The sequence below is a fragment of the Hydrocoleum sp. CS-953 genome, assembly GCF_002260545.1.
In the GTDB taxonomy this organism is placed as follows: domain Bacteria; phylum Cyanobacteriota; class Cyanobacteriia; order Cyanobacteriales; family Microcoleaceae; genus Trichodesmium.
The window spans coordinates 1-6231 of sequence record NZ_LGSU01001039.1 but is presented as its reverse complement, the minus strand read 5'-3'; the positions used below and the strand labels follow the sequence as shown (position 1 = coordinate 6231).

General features: G+C 38.5%; 3 protein-coding genes and 2 pseudogenes. 4 read left to right on the top strand and 1 reads right to left on the bottom strand.

Annotated elements, in window-relative coordinates:
- Nucleotides 1–437 precede the first annotated feature (437 nt).
- The 4 genes and pseudogenes from carB (AFK68_RS15180) to AFK68_RS38975 all read left to right on the top strand — a co-directional run.
- Nucleotides 438–2451: pseudogene (gene carB / locus AFK68_RS15180) on the top strand (carbamoyl-phosphate synthase large subunit); the annotation flags it as partial.
- 1 nt (nt 2452) lies between these two features.
- On the top strand, nt 2453–3876 hold a 1424-nt coding region (gene carB / locus AFK68_RS15175), incomplete at its 5' end, for a carbamoyl-phosphate synthase large subunit (protein ID WP_143437897.1).
- Nucleotides 3877–5084: 1208 nt separating this feature from the next.
- A pseudogene (locus AFK68_RS45280) lies at nt 5085–5270 on the top strand (choice-of-anchor E domain-containing protein); the annotation flags it as partial.
- Nucleotides 5271–5342: 72 nt separating this feature from the next.
- Nucleotides 5343–5702, top strand: a complete 360-nt coding sequence (locus AFK68_RS38975) for a PEP-CTERM sorting domain-containing protein (RefSeq protein ID WP_094673522.1) — start codon at nt 5343–5345, stop codon at nt 5700–5702.
- A 44-nt stretch (nt 5703–5746) separates the two neighbouring features.
- Here the strand turns inward: AFK68_RS38975 and AFK68_RS36860 are convergent, their stop codons facing one another.
- Nucleotides 5747–5911 (bottom strand): hypothetical protein, encoded by a 165-nt coding sequence (locus AFK68_RS36860; protein ID WP_168186490.1) that lies wholly within the window; start codon nt 5909–5911, stop codon nt 5747–5749.
- Nucleotides 5912–6231 lie beyond the last annotated feature (320 nt).

Here is a 6231-nt window from a genome sequence, read left to right as displayed (position 1 = left end):
ATGCTTCTGTTTCTATAAAATTCAAAAAGCCTAACTAAATTTTATTATGATTCTTACTGATAAAACACTAGAAATTAATTAGGTGATAGCTAAGAGCTAATGGCTTAATGCTTACCGAAAAATTAAGGTATAAAGCGTTCTATTTCAAGAGAAACAATAAATTTATTTTCCTTTTATTAAATCCTCTTACTTTTAAGTAGAGGTAATTATCAATTATCCATTATCAATTATTAATTGTTGAAAGATTATCTATCAGTTTTGCTGCAAATTCAAAATTGGAAATAACCTAATATTCTAAGTAATGGCTGATGGCTGACACCTAAATGGTTTTAACAATCAAATATAAAATTGGTCTGTATATAATAACACAACCACTATACCAACCATTAAAATACTTTGGATTAAGTCTTAATTCTCAAACAAATACAAATAAATCTATGCCACGACGCCAAGATATACGCAAAATCCTACTGGTTGGTTCAGGTCCGATTGTTATTGGCCAAGCCTGTGAATTTGATTATAGTGGAACTCAAGCTTGTAAAGCTCTCAGGGAAGAGGGTTTTGAGGTGGTATTGGTAAATTCCAATCCTGCCACAATTATGACAGACCCAGAAATTGCCGAACGGACTTACATTGAACCTCTAACGCCGGAACTTGTAGAAAAAGTTATAGCAAAGGAAAGACCAGATGCCCTATTACCAACAATGGGTGGTCAGACTGCTTTAAATATAGCAGTTTCTCTGGCAAAAAATGGCACTTTAGCCAAATATGGTGTGGAATTAATTGGGGCAAAATTACCTGCGATTGAAATGGCCGAAGACCGTCAATTGTTTAAGGAAGCAATGGCCAGGATAGGTATTGGAGTTTGTCCATCGGGTATTGCTAGTAATTGGGAAGAGGCCAAGGCGATCGCTCAAGAAATTGGAACATATCCTCTAATTATTCGTCCTGCTTTTACTTTAGGAGGGACTGGGGGCGGTATTGCCTATAACCAAGAAGAATATGAGGTAATGGCACAAGCAGGGATAGATGCTAGTCCGGTGTCTCAAATTTTGGTGGAAAAATCCCTAATTGGTTGGAAGGAATACGAATTGGAAGTAATGCGAGATTTGGCGGATAATGTGGTGATTATTTGCTCAATTGAAAATATTGACCCGATGGGGGTACATACGGGAGATTCTATTACTGTTGCTCCGGCGCAAACTTTGACGGATAAGGAATATCAACGACTGCGAGATGCGTCGATTAAAATTATTCGGGAAATAGGGGTGGAAACTGGGGGGTCGAATATTCAGTTTGCGGTTAACCCGGTGAATGGGGATGTTATTGTGATTGAGATGAACCCACGGGTGAGTCGCTCTTCTGCTTTGGCGTCAAAAGCAACTGGTTTTCCCATTGCGAAAATGGCTGCAAAGTTGGCAGTTGGTTATAGTCTCGATGAAATTCCGAATGATATTACGAAAAAGACGCCTGCGAGTTTTGAACCTACTATTGATTATGTGGTTACGAAAATTCCCAGGTTTGCTTTTGAGAAATTTCCTGGTTCCCAACCAGTGCTGACTACTCAGATGAAGTCGGTTGGGGAAGCAATGGCAATAGGTCGGACGTTTCAGGAGTCTTTTCAGAAAGCTTTGCGGTCTTTGGAAACGGGTAGAGGTGGTTTCGGTGGCGATCGCTGGGAAAAGCTACCAAGTTTGGAACAGGTACGAGCGGGGTTACGCACACCTAACCCAGAGAGAGTATTTACAGTTCGTTATGCTTTGTTGTTGGGAATGACTGTAGAGGAAATTTATGAGTTGACTGGAATAGATATTTGGTTTCTGGATAAACTGCGGGAGTTGATAGATACAGAAAAATTGATTAAGCGCATTCCTCTGAATGAATTGACAAAAGAGCAGATGTGGGATATTAAACGTCAAGGTTTTAGCGATCGCCAAATTGCCTATTGCAGCAAAACTACTGAGGATGAGGTCAGAAGTTATCGGTTAAGTTTGGGAATTAAACCTGCTTATAAAACGGTGGATACTTGTGCAGCAGAATTTGAGGCGCTGACTCCTTACTATTATTCTACTTATGAAGAAGACTCAGAAGTTTTGCCTTCTGAAAAACGCAAAGTAATGATTTTGGGAGGCGGACCGAACCGTATTGGTCAGGGAATAGAATTTGATTATTGTTGTTGTCATGCAAGTTACGCTCTAGGAGAGGATGGGTTTGAAACAATAATGGTTAACTCTAACCCGGAAACTGTATCGACTGACTATGATACGAGCGATCGTCTCTATTTTGAACCTTTGACTAAAGAGGATGTTCTGAATATTATTGAAGCGGAAAGCCCAGAAGGAATTATTGTTCAGTTTGGCGGACAAACACCTCTAAAATTAGCTCTTCCTCTACAAAAATATTTGGAGCAAGTAGAAAGTAAAACCAAAATTTGGGGTACTTCCCCAGACTNCTGTATCGACTGACTATGATACGAGCGATCGTCTCTATTTTGAACCTTTGACTAAAGAGGATGTTCTGAATATTATTGAAGCGGAAAGCCCAGAAGGAATTATTGTTCAGTTTGGCGGACAAACACCTCTAAAATTAGCTCTTCCTCTACAAAAATATTTGGAGCAAGTAGAAAGTAAAACCAAAATTTGGGGTACTTCCCCAGACTCCATTGATACTGCTGAAGACCGGGAACGGTTTGAGAAGATTTTACGAGATTTAGATATTCGTCAAGCAGCAAACGGTCTCGCTCGTAGTTTTGAAGATGCGTTAGCAGTTGCACAGAAAATTGGTTATCCGGTTGTGGTGCGACCTTCCTATGTTTTGGGAGGTCGAGCAATGGAAATTGTTTATTCTGACCAAGAGTTAGAACGTTATATGACGTTTGCAGTACAGGTGGAACCAGAACATCCCATTTTAATTGACCAATTCTTGGTAAATGCTATTGAGGTAGATGTGGATGCTATTGCTGATGCGACAGGTCAGGTAGTTATCGGTGGCATCATGGAACATATTGAAGAAGCGGGTATTCATTCTGGTGACTCTGCTTGTTCCATTCCTTATCAAACTTTAGCTCCTGCTGCGGTGGAAACAATTCGCCAATGGACTGTTGCTCTGGCAAAAGCGTTGAATGTTATCGGGTTAATGAATATCCAGTTTGCGGTACAAGGGGAAACGGTATATATTTTGGAAGCAAACCCCCGCGCGTCGCGAACAGTACCTTTTGTATCTAAAGCAATAGGAACACCTTTAGCAAAAATGGCATCACGAGTCATGTCTGGGAAAAAATTAGAAGAATTAGGTTTTGTAGAGGAACAAATACCCGAACACGTTTCCGTGAAAGAAGCAGTGTTACCATTTGCTAAATTCCCCGGTACAGATACACTATTAGGACCAGAAATGCGTTCCACTGGAGAAGCGATGGGTATTGATGTTGACTTTGGTAAAGCTTTTGCTAAAGCGCAGTTATCCGCAGGGCAAAAATTACCTTTAGAGGGAACAGTGTTTGTGTCGATGAGCGATCGACATAAGGAAGCAGTTGTACCAGTGGTTAAAGATTTAATTGACTTAGGTTTGAAAGTGGTGGCAACTGAAGGAACTCGGAAGGTATTGTGTTTGCATGGTTTAGATGTGGGTTTGACGTTGAAGTTGCATGAAGGGCGACCTAATGTTTTGGATGGAATTAAAAATGGAGTAATTCAGTTAATTATTACAACTCCTTCAGGGGAAGAAGATCGTGCTGATGGGATTAAAATTCGGCGGAGTTCGTTGGATTATAAAATACCGTTAATTACGACTATTGCGGGGGCGAAAGCGACGGCAGCGGCGATCCGAGCGTTGAAGTCGGAAGTGTTGGAAGTGAAGGCGATACAGAATTATTATTAAGTTGGAAGGAAGAAGGAAGAGGGAAGAAGGAAGAAGGCAAGAAGGGAGAAGTTGTAGGGTGCGTTAGAAGTTGTAGGGTGCGTTAGACGGCGAAAATTTAGACTCGGAAAGAGACTTAGCAACCCGTCATAACGCTGAAGAAGGGAATAGGGAATAGGGAACAGGGAACAGGGAAGAGAAGTTGTAGGGTGCGTTAGACGGCGAAAATTTAGACTCGGAAAGAGACTTAGCAACCCGTCGTAACGCACCGTTTTAGCAAAGGAGAAGTCAGGAGACAGGAGTCAGGAGTCAGGAGGAAAACTTGTAGTAAACTGATACATCTAATGCACACCCATTAGGGCGGGTTTGTATAAATCTTAGAGTAAGCATGAAAATTTTCGCTAAAACCCGCCCCTACTATTGCACTAATATAGTCAACCCCGTAGGGACGTTCCATGGAACGTCCCTACATTTTTCATCTTATAAAAAGTAAAAGAGGAGACCAAAGTTTAATTTGTCACCCCTCAAATTTTAACTTCCCTTTGCGATAGCGATTTTCATGCCACAAATTCGCTACAAATTGAAGATTTCCGTAGTAACCTACCTAGAGATCGCTATGTTAATCCACAACACCAAATAAAATTTCATTATCTGAAGAATATTTTTTATACAAACTTTTATTATATCACTCCTAGATTTCCTAGATGTACTAACCAATAAAAATTTCTATAATTTATATGAAGCCGTAATAAAACAGTTGTTCAACCATAAAATCCAGAAAGTTTAGTCTAACTTCATCGAAAATTGATAATTACTTTTGCCGTAGCTATAGATATCAAGCCTTTATCTAGTAATTAATTCCACTGATTTTAACTAACTAGAAACACCGTAGACAAAATTAAAGATTCTGTAAATTTATTCTCATCATTATTGCGAAAATTTCTTTTTTCGCTCTCGCTTCCTTTTTTCCTCCATCAATCTTAACTCAGGAAATTTAATTATGTTGAAAAAGNAATTGATAATTACTTTTGCCGTAGCTATAGATATCAAGCCTTTATCTAGTAATTAATTCCACTGATTTTAACTAACTAGAAACACCGTAGACAAAATTAAAGATTCTGTAAAGTTAGGCGCATCAGTATTGCGAAAATTTCGGGGGTAGAGCTAGATTAATGTTGTAAGCAATCAATCTTAACTCAGGAAATTTAATTATGTTGAAAAAGCTATAAATTGCTTCTGGATTAACTACCACAGGATTAGCATCAGCTCTAGCTTTAATAGCATCTGTTCTTCCTGCTCAAGCAGCAACTATAGAACAAACTGTAACAAATTTTTCTAGCTCAATCTCATTTGATGGCTTTGACTCTTCTGTAGGAAACCTTACAGGAGTTTCTTTAGACTATAACTTCTCTGCTACAGGTTCAGCATTTGACCCAGCACAATTATGTACATTCTACAAGGATTGTGAAGGAAGTTTTGTCTTATCTTTGTTTGGTGATGGAGCATTTGCTGGTCTGTCTGATGTAGAGAGTGTTTTTGTTAGCAATTCTCAAGTAGATAATGGGGTTACTGTAAATTTGAGTATAACAGACTGGGAAATGTTGAACACCAGTGCATTTGTAGATGTAGCTTCTGTTGGCGATGTGGTTGTAGAGTTTTTTACGACTGGAGACCTTAGCAATGGCATTGCCTTTTTTTTAGATTCTAATCTTTCCGAAGTATCAGGAGAAATGACTTTAAAATATGAGTTTGAGGAAGTACCCGAACCTACTTCTATACTAGGCTTACTAGCCATAGGTGCTTTAGGTTCAACTTCCCTGAAACGCAAACAAAAAGAAGAAAAGTAGGTTCACAGGTCTAATTTCTTGCAAACCTACGTCAATTTAAAAACCTAACTTAAGTATATCTCCACATATTCGATTCTGAGAAGATGCACCTGAAAAATATTTAGGGTGTGTCTCTCAACTTTTGTTGATGCAATATTCTGTCCAGCAAAACAAGTAGTCATTGCCAACAACATTGAGTTATTAATAGTAGGCAGTAAATATATTAACATTTTTGTATTGGTTTTATTATAAGTATCTATTCATGAATATAGCGAGAGAGCTATTCCCCCGCTTCAAAATCTGAAAATCATCCTTAAAAAAGAGGCTAATTCATACAACAGTCTTTCTAAAGTTTGTCTTGGTTTTGTGTAAAATCACAGAATCTTGCAAAAAAACTTCATAAAAAAATTCAGTGATTTCAACAATAGACAAAAAAGTGAAGTAGAGAGGATAATAACAGAGAAAGATAAAACATATTAATTGAAGGTACTTCAGGCATAGTTAGCAGTTAGTATAACTGTACTTACTTTTCAATGAAGCTCTAATAAAT

Bases quoted from the DNA above. Each gene is read 5' to 3' on its own strand.
- AFK68_RS36860 (WP_168186490.1), bottom strand. From the start codon at position 5,911: ATGTTAATATATTTACTGCCTACTATTAATAACTCAATGTTGTTGGCA.